Origin of the sequence: Mesorhizobium sp. B2-4-7, from assembly GCF_006442685.1 — a bacterium.
GTDB lineage: Bacteria > Pseudomonadota > Alphaproteobacteria > Rhizobiales > Rhizobiaceae > Mesorhizobium.
Map to the genome: position 1 here is coordinate 363,151 of NZ_VFVH01000004.1, position 16,172 is coordinate 379,322.

Annotated in this window: 14 protein-coding genes; 5 read left to right on the forward strand and 9 right to left on the reverse strand. The window is 63.7% G+C overall.

Going from position 1 to position 16,172, the window contains the following annotated elements:
- Window positions 1-116: 116 nt before the first annotated feature.
- From FJ946_RS14955 to FJ946_RS14965, 3 genes are all read left to right on the forward strand, one after another.
- The gene (locus tag FJ946_RS14955) at window positions 117-1,196 is read left to right on the forward strand and encodes an acyltransferase (protein ID WP_140564950.1); all 1,080 of its coding nucleotides are present in this window, start codon (window positions 117-119) and stop codon (window positions 1,194-1,196) included.
- Window positions 1,197-1,331: 135 nt separating this feature from the next.
- Entirely contained in the window at window positions 1,332-1,652 is a 321-nt protein-coding gene (locus FJ946_RS14960; RefSeq protein WP_140564951.1) for a putative quinol monooxygenase, read from the forward strand.
- A gap of 346 nt (window positions 1,653-1,998) precedes the next feature.
- Entirely contained in the window at window positions 1,999-2,364 is a 366-nt protein-coding gene (locus FJ946_RS14965; protein ID WP_181167622.1) for a hypothetical protein, read from the forward strand.
- A gap of 92 nt (window positions 2,365-2,456) precedes the next feature.
- Here the strand turns inward: FJ946_RS14965 and FJ946_RS14970 are convergent, their stop codons facing one another.
- The 6 genes from FJ946_RS14970 to FJ946_RS14995 all read right to left on the reverse strand — a co-directional run bounded on the left by FJ946_RS14970 (window position 2,457) and on the right by FJ946_RS14995 (window position 10,132).
- Window positions 2,457-4,838, reverse strand: a complete 2,382-nt coding sequence (locus FJ946_RS14970; protein ID WP_140497157.1) for a polysaccharide biosynthesis tyrosine autokinase — start codon at window positions 4,836-4,838, stop codon at window positions 2,457-2,459.
- Window positions 4,839-5,075: 237 nt separating this feature from the next.
- Window positions 5,076-5,972 carry a UTP--glucose-1-phosphate uridylyltransferase gene (locus tag FJ946_RS14975; RefSeq protein ID WP_140512943.1) on the reverse strand — a complete coding sequence of 299 codons (897 nt, stop codon included), beginning with the start codon at window positions 5,970-5,972 and terminating at the stop codon, window positions 5,076-5,078.
- Window positions 5,973-6,046: 74 nt separating this feature from the next.
- Window positions 6,047-7,015 (reverse strand): glycosyltransferase family 2 protein, encoded by a 969-nt coding sequence (locus tag FJ946_RS14980; RefSeq protein ID WP_140523580.1) that lies wholly within the window; start codon window positions 7,013-7,015, stop codon window positions 6,047-6,049.
- Window positions 7,005-7,955, reverse strand: a complete 951-nt coding sequence (locus FJ946_RS14985) for a glycosyltransferase (RefSeq protein ID WP_140523578.1) — start codon at window positions 7,953-7,955, stop codon at window positions 7,005-7,007. Before FJ946_RS14985 ends, FJ946_RS14980 begins: the two co-directional genes overlap by 11 nt.
- Entirely contained in the window at window positions 7,955-8,944 is a 990-nt protein-coding gene (locus tag FJ946_RS14990) for a glycosyltransferase family 2 protein (RefSeq protein WP_140564953.1), read from the reverse strand. Before FJ946_RS14990 ends, FJ946_RS14985 begins: the two co-directional genes overlap by 1 nt.
- Before the next feature lie 15 nt (window positions 8,945-8,959).
- Window positions 8,960-10,132, reverse strand: a complete 1,173-nt coding sequence (locus tag FJ946_RS14995) for a glycosyltransferase (protein WP_140523572.1) — start codon at window positions 10,130-10,132, stop codon at window positions 8,960-8,962.
- Between the two features lie 189 nt (window positions 10,133-10,321).
- Here FJ946_RS14995 and FJ946_RS15000 point away from each other — a divergent pair, with 189 nt between their 5' ends.
- Window positions 10,322-11,818 (forward strand): lipopolysaccharide biosynthesis protein, encoded by a 1,497-nt coding sequence (locus FJ946_RS15000; protein WP_140497169.1) that lies wholly within the window; start codon window positions 10,322-10,324, stop codon window positions 11,816-11,818.
- A 49-nt stretch (window positions 11,819-11,867) separates the two neighbouring features.
- Complete coding sequence (locus FJ946_RS15005) at window positions 11,868-12,890, forward strand: phosphoribosyltransferase family protein (RefSeq protein WP_140564955.1); 1,023 nt, start codon at window positions 11,868-11,870, stop codon at window positions 12,888-12,890.
- A 197-nt stretch (window positions 12,891-13,087) separates the two neighbouring features.
- Here the strand turns inward: FJ946_RS15005 and FJ946_RS15010 are convergent, their stop codons facing one another.
- From FJ946_RS15010 to FJ946_RS15020, 3 genes are all read right to left on the reverse strand, one after another.
- The gene (locus FJ946_RS15010; RefSeq protein WP_140564956.1) at window positions 13,088-14,167 is read right to left on the reverse strand and encodes a glycosyltransferase; all 1,080 of its coding nucleotides are present in this window, start codon (window positions 14,165-14,167) and stop codon (window positions 13,088-13,090) included.
- A gap of 65 nt (window positions 14,168-14,232) precedes the next feature.
- Complete coding sequence (locus FJ946_RS15015; RefSeq protein ID WP_140497175.1) at window positions 14,233-14,679, reverse strand: hypothetical protein; 447 nt, start codon at window positions 14,677-14,679, stop codon at window positions 14,233-14,235.
- Window positions 14,680-14,693: 14 nt separating this feature from the next.
- On the reverse strand, window positions 14,694-16,136 hold the full coding sequence (locus tag FJ946_RS15020; protein WP_140497177.1) for a GMC family oxidoreductase: 1,443 nt from the start codon (window positions 16,134-16,136) through the stop codon (window positions 14,694-14,696).
- Window positions 16,137-16,172: the final 36 nt, after the last annotated feature.

Genomic DNA, 16,172 nt, shown 5'->3' on the forward strand with positions numbered 1-16,172 from the left:
GATCCTTCCGTTTGTTGAGCGGTCGGCGCCAACTGTCACATCTGGCCAATCTTTTGTTGTGCAATGCAACAACAGACTCTAGGGTTTGGCTTGGGGGGCCATTCCAAAGGCACGGCATGGCTCAGCACAAGGCGACATTCGGCGGCGTCGACATATTGCGTTTCCTGGCCGCCGTCATGGTGATGTTCTATCACTATGGCTTCTGGGTATGGGCATTCCCTGACGGGGTTTCGGCGCGCGCGACCGGCGGCATCCCGCCCCATCCCGAAATGGCCTTCGTCGGCTCCGGCTGGGTCGGCGTGCAGATATTCTTCGTCATCAGCGGTTTCGTCATCGCCTTCAGCGCCGAGAATTCGACGCCGCTGCGGTTTTTCGAGGCAAGGGTGAAAAGGCTGGCGCCGGCGGTCTGGATCTGCGCGCCGGTGACCGCGGCGGTGCTGCTGCTCACCGGTCTGAGCTGGCCGACCGATGCCGTGATCAGGCTCGTTCGCACCGGCCTTTTCGCGCCCTACGGCCCCTGGGTGGACAGCGTCTACTGGACGCTCGGCATCGAGATCGCCTTCTACGCTGTCGTCTGGATCCTGTTGCGGCTTGGCCGCTTCCACCTGATGGAGACGGTGGCAATCGTGATCGGCCTCGTCAGCACGCTGTTCTGGTGCCTCTATTATCCGCTCGGCTGGTCCGACCTCGCCGAGACACGCTGGCTGCAGCTCGTCCTGGTGCACCATGGCTCTTTTTTCGCCGTCGGCGTGCTCATCTGGCTGATGCGGTTCAAGGCGGTGACGGCCTCGCGCCTGGCCTTCTGCCTGCTGTTCCTGGGCGGGGGCGTGCTGCAAATCGCCAGCTCGGTCGACGTCCACAGCATCAAGGTCGGCGCCGCGATGCCCTATGCGCCGCCGATCCTTGTCTTCCTGGTCGCCATCGCCCTGATGGCATGGTCGCTGCGGCTCGACCTCAGCTGGAGCGGCTGGCGCCGGATCGGCTTGATGACCTACCCGCTCTATCTGATCCACGACGTCATCGGCGCGGCGGTGCTCGGCGCGATGGTCCGCGCCGGGCTGCCTTATCTGTTGTCCATGGCAACGGTCGGAGCGACCATGATCGCGGCAAGCTGGCTGGTGGCGACCGAAGCCGAACCGCGCATCCGGCTGCTGCTCGACCACACGGTGTTCCGCTACCGGCTCAGGGCCGCGTAGTCGCGATCTTGTTGACCAATGAGGATTGACCAACGGGCACCTCGGTGCCTTCCTCGCAGGAGCGCACTGTCCAGCCGCAGGGTTCCGAGGCCTGGATAGGGAGTCGCGGCCCTGTACAAAGCTAGGGACCAATCGATGCGGATCGTCACGATAGCCGAACTGGAAATCGATCCTGACCAGATCGACAGCTACAAGGCCCTGATTGCCGAAGAGATCGAGGCCTCCGTGCGAATCGAGCCGGGCGTGCTTTTCCTTCATGCCGTGTCGGAAAAAGGTGCGCCTGAAAAGGTGCGCGTGATCGAATGCTACGCCGATCAGACGGCGTACGAAGCCCATCTGACCACACCGCATTTTCTCAAGTACAAGACGCAAACGGCGAACATGGTGCGGTCGCTTCGGCTTATCGAAACCTACCCGATCGCGCTGTCTGCGAAACCCGGTCAGAACTCAAACTGACCAGGGCTTGGACCGACACCGCCCTCCATCCAGAGCGGACGATCGACCTGCCGTCGAAATCGCTGGCAAGCGAAATAGACTGATCTGCTCTGGGGCCGACCTGCTTCCAATCCATGTCGCCAACCTCAAAGCGCGTCGATTCTGCGCAATACAATATTGCTCCGGATGTCATTTCATAGACATCGCCAATCAGCCAAAGAAACCGGGCGTCACGGGCTAGCATGGGTCTTTGGATCGGGCGCGGCTGCTTGAATCCGCCAAGCAGTACGGAAGCTACCTCGTTATAAATTCGACCCTTGAAGATGCCCGTACTTGTTTCGCCGGCTTGTTCGCTTTACGAACGGCAATGACCCTCATCTCTCGCATTGCCGCCATTGCTTTGCTCGCCGTCATTGTCTTCGCGACGCTGTCGCCAATCCAGATGCGGCCCCACCTGGGTGACCCAGATTTCGAACGCGCCCTCGCCTACGTTCTGTTCGGCGTGGCAATGGGGCTCGGCTTTCCAAACCGCTTGGCTGGAACTGTCACTATAGTTGTCGTCGTAGCCACTGTGCTGGAGCTGATGCAGCTCCTCGAACCCGGTCGGCATGCGCGCCTTTCGGACGGCTCACTGAAGGCTTTGGCAGGCATCCTCGGAATAGTTGTCGTCCATCTCAGTCTTTTGGTGGCGAGCCGCTATTGGCCGCGTAAGCTGACATTGCCTGCCGGATGATGCCCGGGTTTAGACTCCCATTGTAGCCCGCCGCGGCCACATAGGCGATGACCTGCCTCGTCACTCAGGCACGGAAATCGCCACGGTTGAACTCAGACCGTTGTCTTGCTGCGCACTTCGGTCTTGTCGAGATAATAGCTCGAGTACTGGCCGAAGAATTTTTCGGACGCTCCGAACGAGCCGTATTTGGCGAGCTTCTTGAGATCGACCTTGTTCAGCACCGCGCCGACGATCTTGTTGGCGACATAGGGTTCGGATTCGAGCATCGATCTCACCATCGCGCGCGGCGTGCGGCCCCATTCGGTGACCAGCACGAAGCCGTCGACAAGCGGCGCGAAGGCCTTGGCGTCGACCACCGGCCCCAGCGGCGGCAGATCGACGACGATGTATTCGAAGGTCTCCTTGGCGTTGTCGATGAAGCGCCGCATGCCGGCCGAGGAGAGAAGCTCGCTGGTATGCGAGAAATTGCCGCGCAGCACGGCCGGAATGATCGCCAGCTTGGTCTGCCGGTCGATCTTGCCGACCGACTGCCAGGTCTGGCCGCTCACCACCGCTTCCATCAGTCCCTGCTCGGCCTCCATGCCGAGGCTGCGGCTCAAGCCCGGATTGCGCAGGTCGCCGTCGATCAGCAGCGTCCTGGCGCCGTTGGCGGCGAGCAGTCCGGCCAGATTGGCCGCGACCGTCGACTTGCCTTCGCCGGGAAGGACCGAGATGACGCCGATGACGCGGCTGCCCTGCCCTTCCATGACGACGTCGAAGGCGATCTTTGCGCTGCGCAGCGTCTCGGAGAACATCGACGCCGGAGCATCGACGCTGACGCGCATGCGCGCGCGCTTTTCGGCGGCGGCCGGCGATTTGGCGGTTTTGAGATCCGGGTCGGCCGGCTTTTCCTCCCTGGCGGTCTTGCCGCCGATGACAGGCAGATAACCGAGGAATTTGAGGCCGACGCGGTCGCGGACATCCTCGCCGGTCCTGAAGAAACGCTCGTTGAATTCGTTCAGGCCGCCGAGCCCGGCACCCATCAACGTGCCCAGCACAAGCGAGAGCGCCAGCACAACCACCGTGCGCGGGCTGGAGGCGCTGAGCGGCGTCGATGCATCCGAGATGATGCGGATCTTGCCGACCGGGAAGGATTGCTGCTGGGCGGCTTCCTCGTAGCGGCCGAGGAATGTCTGGTAGAGCGTGGAGAGCGCCGTCGCCTTCTGGTCGAGTTCACGCAGCTTGACCTGCGACTGGTTGTCGATGGCGCTCTTGCCTTGCGCCGCGGCGACATTGGCCCTGAGCGCGGTCTCGCGCGCCAGCGCCACTTCATATTCATTGCGATAGCTTTCGGTCAGCTGCTTCAGCTCGCCGAATATCTGCGCCGATATGTCGGCCTTCTCCTTGGCGAGCGCCACCGCCTGCGGATGCTGCGGCCCAAAATTGGCCTCGACATCCTGCTGCCGCTTGGCGACGGCGAGATAGCGCGTCTTGAGCGCCGCGATGACCGAGCTGCTCGGCTGGTCGCTCGATATGGCGGCATCCTTGAAGGCGTTCTCCGAACCGCTTTCGACGATGGACTTGTATTGCTGGTAGCGGGCGCTGGCCCGGGCGGTATCGGCCTGCGCCACGATAAGCTGGGCGTTGAGGTCGGCAAGCTGCTTGGCGCTCATCAGCTGGCCGTCGCTGTTGGCGGACAGGCCGTGCTCGGCCCTGAATTTCTCGACCGCGAGCGATGCCGCCTGCGAGCTTTCGCGCAGTTCCGTCAGCCGGCCCTGCAGCCAGACCGCTGCGCGCTCGGTGGCATCGAAGGAGGCGTCGAGCTGGTCGGCGAGATAGGCATCGGCATAGGCTTTGGTGATCGCGGTCGCCAGTGCCGGGTCCGTCGCCTGGTAGCCGAGCGCGATGACATAGCTTCGCCCGACGCGCTCCGCCTGCACCTCGTTCTGCAATTTGAGGATCGCGTAGTCGCGACGAGAGGTCGCGATCAGCGCATCGCGGGTGGCGGGGTCGAGCTTGGTGACGTCGCCGACGCCCGGCATGGGAGGACTGGGGCGAACATACTGGATCAGGCCACGGATCAGGCCGATGCCCTGGGCGAGCGCCGACTGGGGCGGGTTCATGAACGCGTCGTTGCGGTCGAGCTTCAGCTTGTCGACGACCACGGCGGCAAGCCTCGTCGAGGTCAGGATTTCGATCTGGCTCAGGATGGCCGAATCGGTCTGCATGGTCGTCGACGCCGCCGAAATGTCGTCGACGATCTTGTTCAGCCCCTCATCGATCAGCACGCTCGAGACCGATTGGTATTTGGGCGGCGTGGTCTGCAGATAGAGCAGGCCCAGGACAAGACCAATGACCGCGCCCAGGACAACCACCTTGGCCTGCCGCGCTGCCATGCCAAGCAGCCGCTCGACATCGATGAAGTCTTCGCCGTCTCCTGCTTCCGAATTCGGCAGTGGCATCCTCTTGTCGAGAGGAAAGTTGGCATAGTTCATCTTCGGTCCAATTCCAGAGCCCGTCCATCCCAATCATCGGGATGGGCTCTATCTCACTGTTTGAACATGATCTTTTCCGAAAACCGCCTTGCGCTTTCCGGGATCATGCCTTGGCTCCCAGGCACTTCGAAGATCGGGAGCATTGCCAAAAAGCAACGCAAGTTCCATGCCGGACGCCACAGGGCGTTGCGCGCATCGCACCGTCAGCCGTCCGACAATGCTCCCGAAACATGGGCATTATGCGGCTTCTTCCTGTCGTTCATGCGACCGGACGAACTCCTGGAGCATCTCGAAAACCGGACCCTTCATGTCGTCGCGCGCCAAGGCGAAGGCGATGTTGGCCTGGATAAAGCCCTCCTTCGAGCCGCAGTCGAACATGCGGCCCTTGAAAGGCTGGGCAAAGAAGGACTGCTCCTGCGCCAGGCGGACCATGGCGTCGGTCAGCTGGATCTCATTGCCCGCGCCGCGCTGCTGGTTGCCGAGCAGGGCGAAGATCTCGGGCTGCAGGATATAGCGGCCGTTGATGTAGAAGTTCGACGGCGCATTGGCCGGCGCCGGCTTTTCGACCATCGCCGTCACCTCGAAACCGCCGCCAATGTCGGCGCCGCGGCCGACAATGCCGTATTTGTTGGTCTCGGTCGGGTCACAGCGCTCGACCGCAATGACGTTGCCGCCGGTCTCGGCATAGAGGTCGGCGACCTCGGCCAGGCAGCCGCGGCCGCCGAACGAAACCATATCAGGCAAAAGCAGGGCGAAGGGCTCGTTGCCGATGACCTCGCGCGCGCACCAGACGGCGTGGCCAAGGCCTTGCGGGGATTGCTGGCGGATGAAGCTGGTGGCGCCGGCCACCGGCAGCAGGCTTTCCAGCGACTGCAATTGCGCCTTCTTGCCGCTCTGCTCCAGTGTTCCGATCAATTCCGGATGCAGGTCGAAATAATCCTCGATAACCGCCTTGTTACGGCCGGTCACGAACACGATGTGCTCGATGCCGGCCTCGAAGGCCTCATCGACGGCGTATTGCACGACGGGCCGGTCGACGACGGGAAGCATTTCCTTCGGCATCGACTTGGTCGCCGGCAGGAACCGCGTTCCAAGCCCCGCCACCGGTATCACGGCCTTCCTGATTTTCTTCATCGCAAATTCCTTCTGAGGAGATCGACTTCAGTCCATTCGCAGGCCAGGAAAAATCCCTCCATGTGCCTGCATCTTCACCTCCCCGCCCCTACGGCAAATTGTGCCGCTACTCGTCGCAACCGCACGGCGATCGGCATGCCCATATGCCTGACCGCCGCCGGGTCGCTGAGCGCCGTCCGGATCGCCTTGAGCGGGGACCGCGCCTTGATGTGCTGGACCATCGACAGGAACGAGGCTGCCTTGCGCAGGCTGCGGCTGCGCCGGGCGAAGGCCGCTTGCGCGGCCGCGTCCATCTGATGGCTTTGAGCGAAAATCGCATCGGCCTTGCGCATCGCCTCGACATGATGAGGCTCGAGCACGCGCGAAATGGAGCCGCTGCGGATGTGATAGGCATAGCCGATGTCAGGCTCGACCACGCACCTGCCGCCCTTGGCCAGGGCGTTGGCCAGGAATATGTAATCCTCGCCGATGATCAGGTCCTCGTCGTAGCGAAGTCCGTTTTCTTCCAGGAAGCGGCGCTCGAAGATCGGCTTGAGATAGCCGAGATTGAACTTCGATTCGAAGACGACGTTGCCGGCGATATAGCTGGCCAGCGAGATCTCGCCCAATTCCTCCAGATAGCGCGTCGGGAACATCGCATCCTCGATCACGCCGTCCTCGCGGACGACCTGGAGGTTGTCGACGGCGATTTGCGCGCCCGCCCTTTCGGCCCGCGCGATCATGGCGGCGATGCGGCCGGGATAGACCGCATCGTCGGAATCGAGGACCGCGACCCAGCGGCCGCGGGCAGCCTCGAGGCCGGCGTTCCTGGCGCCGCCGGGGCCCCTGTTCTGCGCGAGCGCCACGACGCGCACGATGTCCTGCGGATAGGCCCTTGCCACGTCGAGCGTGGCGTCGCGCGACTTGTCGTCGACGACGACGACCTCGACGCTGACACCCTTCTGCGCGATGGCGCTGGCGATCGCCCGGTCGAGGGTCGCCTCGGCGTTGTAGGCTGCAATGACGAAGGAAACGTCCGGGACGAAGCTGACGTCAGGCTGCACGCTTGCCTCCTTCCTGTGGCGAGGGCTGGCCGTAGAGACGAATCTCGCGGATGCCGACAAGGCCGCTGACGACGCCGACATGCATAATGCCGCGCAGCACGCTGCGGTTCCGCCGCACGGGGCTGGCAAGGAAGGGAAACGCCGCGGCGAAGCAATAGGCTGCCTTTGCCGAGGCAATGGCGACCTGTTTGAGCAGGCCAATGCCGCTGGCATTGCGCCCCAGGAGATGGCCATGCGTCTGCCCGACGCGGAAGCGGCGGCGGCCAAGCCAGTCGAACGCGGCCCTGGTCCGTGGCACGACCTCGTCCACCCAAGCCTCCGGAGAAAACGCGATCGTGCCGCCTGTCTTGTGCATCTGGTCGAAGAATTCGGTGTCCTCGCCGCCGGTCTGGCCACGCGCCAGGCTGAAGCGGCGCCCGCGCAGGCTGTCCGACCCCATGTCGAGCAGCACGTTGCAGGTGTAGCCGGTGCGGATCTCGCCGCGCACCCAGACCGGCAAGGTCGAATGGAAGTCGCCACGCCGCATCCAGTCCGGCGCATCGGCCCCATAGCGCGCCTTGACCGGGCCCAGCACGGCGGCGGCGCGACTTGCCTGGGCTGTTGCGACGAGCTCGGCAAGCCAACGCGGCGAAGCCGTCTCGTCGTCATCGATGAAGGCGACGAAATCCGACGTGCTGGCGTCAAGACAGGCATTGCGGGCGATCGAGATGTTGCGCGCCGGGCAGTGGTGATAGCTGATCGGCAGCGTCAGTTCGCGCGCCAGGGCCGTCACCAGATCCCTGGCGCTCGGCGTGTCGTCATTGTCGGCGACGATGACACGGACATCGAAACCGGCCAGCCTGTCCATGGCGTCGAGCGAGCGCAGCGTGTGGGCCAATTCCGGCCGGCGGAACGTGCACACGCCGATATCGATGCTGCGGTTCTTGCCTGGAACCGCCATCACGCGACCCCGCGCTGTTTGCCAAGGCCGAGAAGCTGCAGCCAGAAACCGACGGACCAGCCGAAATGCATGACCATCGCCGAGACGCCGGCAAGCGCGATGTCGGCATTGCGCTGGCTTACCGCCGTCCACAGGCCATAGCCGAGGCATACGGATGCCCAGATCAAAAGCGGCACCGCCGCCAGCCAGTGCACGAAGGAAAAGGCCGCGAGCACCACCACCGGGAACACCAGCAGCGGCACCATCTGCCGGACCTTCGGGATGACGCGGTGCTTCAGGACATTCTTGGCGCGTCCGCGGCCGTAGCCGAGATACTGGAAATAGAGGCCGCTGAGCGACGCGCGCGGATAGTAGACCATCTGCGTCCTGCCGCTCATCCAGATCCTGTAGCCGGCCTGTCTCAGCCGGTAGTCGAGCTCGGCGTCCTCATTATGGCTGAACGTCTCGTCATAGCCGCCGACGGCCTGGAAGGCAGAAATCCGCATCAGCGCGTGATGGCCGTGATCGACCCATTCTCCGGCGGACAGATGCCTGTGCTTGGAACCGCCGGTGCCGAGCTTTGAATTCTGTGCCGCCGCGGCCGCCTTCTGCACGGTGCCGCTGCCGCTGGTCAGCATCGAGACCACGACCGAATCGGCGCCCGTGGCCAGCGCTTCCTCGACCAGCCGGTCGCAATAGTCGGCGGGGTAGCCGCCATGGGCATCGATGCGGATCAGATATTCGGCACCATCGCCGAATCTGGCGACGGCAAGATTGATCGCCGCGCTCTGGATGCGCTTTTCATTGTGGAGCAGGACGATGCGGGGATCCTCTTTCGCGCGTTCGCCGACAATGGCCGGGGTATCATCGGTGCTGCCGCCATCGGCAACGACGATCCTGGCACCGAGCCTCGCCGCCGCGGGGCTGAGCTGGTCGAGCAGCCCACCGATATGGGCTGCCTCGTTGAGGCAGGGAATCACGATCAGGCTGGAGGGGAGCGCTTGCATCATCGGGCGATCTCCATCCTAGGCCAAAGCCTCGGCCGCGAAGGGTTGGCGCATGGCGGCCAGGCTGCGAAGCTTGTCGACCAGCGCCTGGCAATCGCTGCGATCATAGCTCCATATCCTGGGGTTGCGCGACAGAACGCGCTCCTTCAACGTGCTGAAGCGGCGCTCCTCCATCTTGCCGATGGCGGCTTCGAGCGCGTCGGGTGAGGCTTCGGGCAACAGAATGCCGATGCCTTGCCGGCCGAGGAACCGCCCGGTTTCCGTGTTGGCCATCGAGATCGGCACCGCGCCGAAACGACAGCCTTCATAGAGTCGGTTGGGCAGCAGCCATTCGGAATTCTGGCCCGCCTCGAAGAAATCGATCGCCCAGGAGAAATGCACGTCCCGGTAGATCGCCGCCATGTCCTCCGGGTTGCGGTAGGGTCCGCGAAACGAAAGCCAGGGCTCGGCCTCTACGAAGGCGTGGAAATCCGGGAATTCGGTCAATGCCGGGCGGCCGCGCAGCACGATCTCGAACCGGCCATCGGCGCGGCGCGAGAAATCGGCCAGGAGTTCGAGCGAGCGGCGGCAGCGCAATGCCCCGAACCAGCCGATGCGCCAGGGTGGCGCGACAGGCGCCTCGGCCATCTCATGCTCGGCCGGCAGGATCGCCGCTGCCTCGAAATATTTGTTTTCGACCAGTTCGACCGGCGCCGTCACCTGGCCGAACGGTTCGAAATAATTGGCGGTGAACGCGGGCGAGCTGGTCACCAGCAGCCTTACGTCCCTGGCAAGGTAACGTTCCGTGGCACGCAGCGCCCTGCCAACCGCATCGCTGCGAAGCATCAGGCGATGGATGTCGAGGCATTCATAGACGATCGGCACCGCGGCGCCGAACGCCGTGTTGGCGCGGCGGGCGAGCGCCAGCATTTCCAGGTTGCGCGCGATGATGAGATCGGGCCTCGGCATGCCGCGGAGCCTGGCGCCGATCGAAACCGCCGCCTTGGCGACTGCCGTCAGACGCTGGGCGAATCGCCCGTCACGCGTCGCGCCGAGATCCAGCGGCCGCAAACCCTCGACGTCGGCAATGGGATTTGCCGTGCGACGGAAGCCTGCGAGCGTGACCTGGGCGCCACCTGCCCTGAGCATGGTAATCCGCCGGCGCACTGCCGGGTCGGAAACGTCATGCACAAGGTACAAGACATTCAGCATGAAAACTCGACCGCTGTTGGCCCACCCACGGCGAACCTAGTACAGGTCTTGCTGCATCGCAACATTTTTGGTGCAGCGTAGCAAAATCCACGTTTTTTGTTGCACTGCAAAATAAATGCCGTAATTTGGCCGCGGCGGCGGTTGCAGGGTTCCTGGTCGGAACCTGCACAAGAATCAGGAATCCTGAATTTGGAAGCCAATCCATTCGATCCGCCAGAAGGCTCGCTGCGCAAATCCGTCGGGCGCGGCGCGGTCGTGACGGCCTTGTCGCAGTCCGTGCGGGTCGCCACGCAGATCATTTCCGTCATCGTGCTGTCGCGTCTCCTGTTGCCGCAGGATTTCGGCGTCGTGGCGATGTGCGCGCCGGTGCTGGCCTTCATCGCGCTGTTCCAGGATTTCGGCCTCACCCAGGCGACCATCCAGAAATCGGGCATACGGCACGACGAGGTGAACTACCTGTTCTGGATCAATGTCGCCGTCAGCGCCATCCTGGCCTGCGTGCTTGCCGGCGCGGCACCGCTGGTCGCCGCCTTCTACGGCGAACCGCGTGTGGCTGGCCTGGTGGCGGCGCTGGGCCTGCAGATCATGGCCTACGGCCTCGGTGCGCAACATCTGGCGCTCCTGACCCGCCGCATGCAGTTCGGCCGCCTGGCCATCATCGATGTCGCAGGCGCCGTGGCTGGTCTTGCCGTGTCGATCGCCTGGACCTTCATCGACCGCTCCTACTGGGCACTTTTCGCCGGCACCTTGACCGGAGCCGTGCTGCCGACGCTGTGCTACTGGGCCAGTTCGCGCTGGCGGCCCAGCCTGCCGCGCAAGGTCGCCGGGATCAGCGAGCTGATCAATTTCGGCGCCGGCATAACCGGCTTCAACTTCGCCAATTTCTTCGCCCGCAATCTCGACAACGTGCTGATCGGAAAATACTGGGGCGAGGCGCAGCTCGGCCTCTATGACCGTGCCTACAAGCTGCTCCTGTTCCCGCTGAGCCAGATCACGAACCCGCTGTCGAAGGTGATGGTGCCGGCTCTTTCCAGGCTGAAGGACGAGCCCGACCGCTACCGCAGCGCCTATCTTCGCGTCATGCCGCTGATCCTGCTGGTGGCGCTTCCCGGCGTCGCTTTCGCCACCGCCATGTCCGACATACTCATCCCCTTCGTGCTCGGTGAGCAATGGCGCGCAAGCGCCTCGATTTTCCTGGCGCTGGGCTTCGCCGGGCTGCTGCAGCCGCTCAACAATCCGGCCGGATGGCTGTTCGTCAGCCAGGGCCGCTCCGGCGACTTCATGCGCTGGGGCATCATCACGGCGGTGACGTCGGTGCTCGCTTTCGTGCTGGGCCTGCCTTATGGCGCGCTCGGCGTGGCGATCGCCTATGCCGTCAGCGAATATCTGCGCACGCCTTTCCTGTGGCTCTATGTCGGCAGGAGCGGGCCGCTGCGGGCAAGCCACGTGCTTCGCGCGGCGACGCCGTTCGTGCTCGGCGCGCATGTGGCGCTGGCGGTGGTCTGGTTGGTCAAGCCGCTGCTGCCGCAGCAGCATGTCATTGCCTTGGCCAGCGGCGCGATCCTTGCCTATCTCATCACCATCGTCATCGCGCTGGCCTTCGCAGCCGGCCGTGAAGCCTTGCGCGAGGCCTTGAAAATGCTGCCGGCAAGGCCGCCGGCGGCAGCACCGCGCGAGGCGCAATAATTTTGGCGCTTTCGACCCTTACCGTTCACCCGAGCATCAGGCCTGATCCATGCATTACCGATCGATCTCAGACATGAACGACGCGATCGTGAGCAACCTTCACCGGTTGCCGCGCGACATCGACCTGGTGGTCGGCGTCCCCAGAAGCGGGGTGCTGGCAGCGACGCTGGTCAGTCTCGCGGCGAACATACCGATGACCGACCTGGACTCCTTCCTCGAGGGTCGCGTCTACACATCGGGCATCACCAAGCGCCGTGCGGTGCTCGACCGCAAGGTCGCGGAAATGCGCAAGGTGCTGGTGATCGACGACAGCGTCTCCGGCGGCAACGCCATGCGCGACGCCCGCGCCCGCATAGAGGGTGCCGGCATCGAGGCAGCCTACACCTTTGCCGCCGTGTTCGGGCTTGAGCCGCAGCATGCCGAGACCGATGTCGTCTTCGAGGTCGTGCCGCACCCGCGCATGTTCCAGTGGAACTTCATGCATCATAAATTCCTGGCGCAATGCTGCGTCGACATAGACGGGGTGCTGTGCCTCGATCCGACCGAGGCGGAAAACGACGACGGTCCGGCCTACGAGAAATTCCTCAGCGAAGCGCGGCCGCTCCATACCGCGACCCGCAAGATCGGCTGGCTGGTGACCAGCCGGCTGGAGAAATACCGCGCCTTGACCGAGGCATGGCTGGCCAAGCACGAGATCAAGTACGATCATCTGATCATGCTCGACCTGCCGAGCAAGGCGGAGCGCCAGCGGCTTGGCGCGCATGGCAGTTTCAAGGCCGAATTCTACCGCAAATCCGATGCCATCCTGTTCATCGAGAGCGAGCACGAGCAGGCGCTGAGGATCACCGAGCTGTCGGGCAAACCGGTGCTGTGCGTCGAAACGCACATGGTCAGCTTTCCCAACGCGCTGTCGCTCCCGGCGCTCGGCCAGGCGGCGCGCAACCTGCCGGCCAGGTTGCGACAGGCCAAATCACAGGAAGGCCGCAAGGGCGCCGCCAAGGCCCTTGCCCGCGCGCTGCTTGGCGCCCGCGGCTACGAGACGCTGAAAAGCCGGGTCAAGCGCCTGGCCTGATCCGCCAAGGCTGCAAGTTCAGATTAACGGGTTCCTTGGAGTGTTCGCCGGCGCGTCTGTCGAGAAGCATCAAACGAAAAACCCGCCTGTGCGGCGGGCCTCCGGCGCAACTCAGCACCATAACCGAAAATCTATCATAGCTGCCTTCACCCTGTCAAGAAAAAATTCCTATCACAAGGCTGCCGGGCTGGCCGTCATCAGGCCGCCTGCCGCGAGCGCTGCTGTGTGGCCTTGTCCAGTATGGAAAAGAAGGTGAGGAACTGGCGGTCAGGATCGAGCTCCGGACGCTCGGAGAAGCTGCGCGCCGTGGCCGAGAGCCGGTCATATTCCTGGCGGTCGTTCCACAGCAGCCTGACGGCCGCGACCCAGTCGGCGAGCGGGGCATCGTAATCCAGCACCACGCCGCCCGGGCCGATCGCTTCGGGCAGCCCGCCGCGCCGCGAGCCGACGACGGGAATGCCGCTGCAATGGGCTTCCGAGGCCACACGGCCCCAGGCCTCTTCCCATTTGCTGGGCGCCAGCAGGATCCTGGTGCGGCCATAGACGGTCTTCATGTCGCCGGTGCGGTTCTCCAGCCTGATGTTGGAGAACGGGGCGATGGTCTGCTCGATGCGGGCGCGATGATCGTCGGCGAGCTTCCAGCTCTCCACGAACAGGAACGGAATCTCGGGGCAGGCGCCGGCGATGCGCACGGCGAGCTCGAAGCCTTTCTCCTCGTACGGATTGATCAAGGTGACGAACTGGCCCGTGGTCGGCGTGCTGTAGAGGGCGGCATTGATGGTCGGCGGCAGCACCGCCGCATCGATGCCGAACTTCTGTTTGTAGGCGCGCGCGGTGAATTGCGAATTGGCGATGTAGAGCGCCGAATGCAGCTCGCGCAGATCGCCGCCCAGCTCATGGAACTCGACGTTCCTGAGATAGACGACCAGCGGCACGCCTTCGGCCTGCAGCGCCTTGCCCACCGGAACCGACTTGTGGCATTGGACGACGGCCACGTCCGGCTTCAATCTGCGGACGGCAAAGTCGGCCGCCTTCCAGGGAAACCAGGCCCGCACCACCGGATAACCGGGAAAACTGTCGATGACCGCCGGCTGACGCAGCAGCTTCATCTTGGCGCGCGCCTTGAAGCCGAAGACACCGTCGCCGAACAGGGCGGCCAGTACGGCCGCCTCATGGCCGTGCTCGATCAACTGTTCCGCCAGATGATGGGTGCTCGACTGGACGCCGCCGCTGAATTCGGGCGTGTATCCGTTTCCGCCTGCAAAAAGAACTTTCATGGTCCTGGCTCCTGGTTCTTTCGCGTTTCGTTCAATGTGGCCCGAGAGCTTGCTCCGGCACCGCCTCAGGCACTCTGTTGCTCGAGATTGGCGAACGGATTGGTGCATGGCTGCCATCCGGTGAACCGGATCGGATCGCCCGGCGAACTGCGCCAGGCGTAGTCGGTCAGCATGTGGAATTCGGCGATCAGCCAGCGGTCGAAATGCAGGAGGTCCTGCTTCTTCTGCTCCGGCAGCAGAGCGCGGGCTTTGCCCAGCCTTGTCTCCTCGAGCAAGGTGACGGCGTCGCTGAGTTTCTTGCTCGGGAATATCCACGGGTTCCTGTCGCGGAACGCCAGGACGAACTGCTGCAAATGCTCGATGCGCATGTTGAGCTTGCCGAAATATTTCTCGAGCGTGACGCGCACCAGATCCTCATCCGAAAACGAGGATACTGCCGCGTAGGCAATGCCGGTCGACACCACCCCGCCCGCCATGACGGCCAGTGCGGAGCGTCGCGAGATCTCTATCATCTGGTTTGCTCCTCTCACGCCATCCGGCTCGCCGCCCGCAGGGACAGCGCTGCCGCGGTCAGGCTCGGATTGGCGCATGAACAGCTCGGATATGTGCTGGTGCCGACCACGACCAGATTCCTGAGCTGGTGATGAATCATGCCGCTGTCGACCACCGAATCGGCCGGGCCCGTTCCCATCCGGAGCGTACCCTGGACATGCGATTCGGTTGGCCGGATGCCGCGATCGAAAAGCTGTTCGACCGGCAGCGGGGCGAGCAGCCCGGGCAGTTTCTCCAGCGCCCGCGCCATGCCCTTGACTGCGTAGTCCGACGGCGCCTTGAAGCTGACGAAGGCGTTGTCGTCCTCGTCGAGCGTGACGAAATTCTCATGGTCGAGCAGGTTCTCGGTCACCACGACGAGCGGCAGCGCCTGGCGCAACCGCCCCTTCTCGGCGCGCATGCCGTGTTGCCAGCGGTTCTCGAAATAGACCAGCGCCGCGGCGTGCTCGGACCGGTGCGGACCGTCATAGAGACCGAAATTCAAGCCGGTGGTGATGGTGCTGCCGTCGAAATTGTCGACACCGTCGAGATAGACCTCGAAATTCCAGCCATAGGATTCATGCAGGCCGCGGCCGACGAATTCGCCTCCCAGGCCGGAGCGCAGCATGATCGCGGCGCTCTGGATGGCATTGGCGCCGAGAATGAAGAGGTCGCCGCTGACCTGATATTCCTTGCCGCCATGGACGAAGGTGACCGAGCGGACCGTCCCGCCGACATGATCGAGCCGGCGCACTTCCGAACCGAGGCAGACCGACACGTCGGGATGCTCGAAGACATGCATCAGGCCATTGTTGGCGGTGAACTTGGCGTCGACCGGGCATAGCCAGCATCTGAGGTTGGCGCAGCACGAGGTGCGCTGCGCGGTCGGCACGCGGGCGCGCGCGGTGGGCATGACGAAATGCTGGCCGGGCTGCGCCGCCTTCATGATCCGGTCGGGCGTCGACATGCGGTGCGGCGGCTGCGGAAAAGGCTTCGAACGCGGCAGCATCGCCGCCATGTCGGGATCGCCCGAGATCGACATGATGTCTTCGGCGTCGCAATAGAACGGTTCGACGTCGTCATAGCTGATCGGCCAGTCATTGCCGATGCCGTAGGTGCTTTTCAGCCTGAAGTCGTTGGGATGGAACCTCGGCGTCTGCGCGAACCAGCAATTGGTGCCGCCGCCCAGCCCGATCGTGTAGTTCCAGGGCTTGTCGGAATTGGTCTTGTAGGTCGACTCGTCCTCGATGTCGGTGTTGACGTTCTGCTTGAGCTGCCATTCATGCGTGTTGTGGCGGCCCCATTCCAGGAGCAGGATGCGCGCCTTACGCCGCTTCGTGAATTCGTGCAGGAAGAAGGCCGAACCGAAACCGGAACCGATCGCGACAACGTCGAAGTGGTCCTTGGTGATCTGCTCCGGCTTTACGTCCAGCACCATCAGCCGCAACTCCTTTCCGGGTCTTGTGCGTTCGTC